Raw genomic sequence first — 1,981 nt, 5'->3', positions numbered from 1 at the left:
GGAGGGATCAGCCCTTCATGCCCTTGACGGCCGCTTCCACGACCGCATCATCAGCCACATAAGGCATGGTGATGTGATCCTGGCCCTCGTACATCTTGTTGTACTCGGCCACGGTGCTCATAGCGTTCTCGTTGCGGGCCCAGTTACGACGGGCAACACCCACCATAACGTCCCAAGGCATGGACATCTTCAGGATCTGATCCACGCGCTCGGAGCCGTCCAGCACCATGCCGAAGCCGCCGTTGGTGGACTTGCTGATGCCGACGCCGCCGCCGTTGTGCAGAGCAACCAGGCTCATGCCGCGGGCGCAGTTACCGGCGTAGCACTGAACAGCCATGTCGGTGGTGACATTGGAGCCGTCCTTGATGTTGGAGGTCTCACGGAAGGGAGAATCGGTTCCGCCGGTATCGTGGTGGTCACGGCCCAGCATGACGGGGCCGATCTCGCCGTTACGGACCATCTCGTTGAACTTCAGAGCGATGTTCATGCGGCCCATAGCATCGGCATACAGGATACGGCACTGGGTACCAACGACCATCTTGTTCTTCTTGGCGTCACGCAGCCACACATAGTTGTCGTGATCCTGATAGCGGCGGTTGTGAGCCTTGATGTAATCGGCAGCGGCCATGTCGGTCTTGTCCAGGTCGTCGGGGTTCCGGGACAGGCAGCACCAACGGAAGGGACCGTAGCCATAGTCGAACAGGAAGGGACCGAGGATGTCTTCCACGTAGGAGGGGAAGAGGAAGCCGTCCAGATCGTTCTCGCCGTTCTTGCAGATCTTCTCGGCGGGCACGCCGGCGTCGTACACGGACTTCAGGAAGGCGTTGCCGTAATCGAAGAAGTAGGTGCCCTGGTCGTGGAACTTGCAGATCATCTCATAGTGACGCTGCAGGGACTTGTCAACCAGCTTGGCGAACTGCTCGGGATCCTTGTCCAGCATCTCGGTGCGCTGCTCGAAGGTCAGGCCCTGGGGGCAGTAGCCGCCGTCGTAAGCCATGTGGCAGGAGGTCTGGTCGGACATCAGGTCCACATGGACGCCCTTCTCGTACAGGAACTCCAGCAGGTCCACCACGTTGCCGTGATAGGCGATGGCGCAGGGGGTCTTGTCGGCCAGGTGCTTCTGGGTCATGGCCAGGACCTCGTCCAGGTTGTCGGACTTCTCGCTGACCCAGCCCTGGTTGTAACGGGTCATGATACGGGACAGGTCGACCTCAGCGATGATGGCGGTGGCGCCAGCGATCTCAGCGGCCTTGCCCTGAGCGCCGGACATGCCGCCCAGACCGGCGGACACGAACAGGCGGCCGGCCAGGTTGCCGTCCTCGGCGATGCCCAGCTTGGTGCGGCCAGCGCCCAGCAGGGTGTTGAAGGTGCCGTGAACGATGCCCTGAGGACCGATGTACATCCAGCCGCCGGCGGTCATCTGACCGTAGTTGCTGACGCCGATGGCGGCAGCGCGGTTGAAGTTCTTCTGGTCATTGTACATGCCGATCATCAGACCGTTGGTGATGATGCAGCGGGGAGCCATCTTGTGGGAGTGGAACAGGCCCAGAGGATGGCCGGACATGACCACCAGAGTCTGCTCGTCGGTCAGAACCTCCAGATACTTCTTGATCAGGCGGTACTGCATCCAGTTCTGGCAGACCTGACCGGACTCGCCGTAGGTGACCAGCTCGTAGGGATACAGAGCGACCTCGAAGTCCAGGTTGTTGTCGATCATGACCTGGAAGGCCTTGCCCTCAACGCAGTTGCCCTTGTACTCGTCGATGGGCTTGCCGTACAGCTTGCCCTGGGGACGGAAGCGGTAGCCATAGATACGGCCGTGCTCCTCCAGCTCCTGAGCAAACTCCTTGGCCATCTGCTCGTGATGGTCGGGATGGATGTAGCGCAGAGCGTTCTTGATGGCGAGCGCCTTGTCAGCCTCACTCAGGTGGGACTCGCGGCGGGGAGCGCGGCGAAGACCCTCCTCAAAAGTGGGATACTC

The 1,981-nt window shown here is 61.0% G+C and carries 1 protein-coding gene; it reads right to left on the bottom strand.

Features of this window, described 5'->3' with window-relative positions:
• Positions 1–7: 7 nt before the first annotated feature.
• Positions 8–1,981: urocanate hydratase (locus I6E39_RS10980; RefSeq protein ID WP_235381620.1), on the bottom strand; the 1,974-nt coding region annotated here is incomplete at its 5' end.

This window comes from Pseudoflavonifractor phocaeensis (genome assembly GCF_021531375.1).
In the GTDB taxonomy this organism is placed as follows: Bacteria; Bacillota; Clostridia; order Oscillospirales; family Oscillospiraceae; genus Lawsonibacter; species Lawsonibacter phocaeensis_B.
The sequence above is the reverse complement of the archived record's forward strand: the minus strand, read 5'-3'. Positions and strand labels throughout refer to the sequence as shown.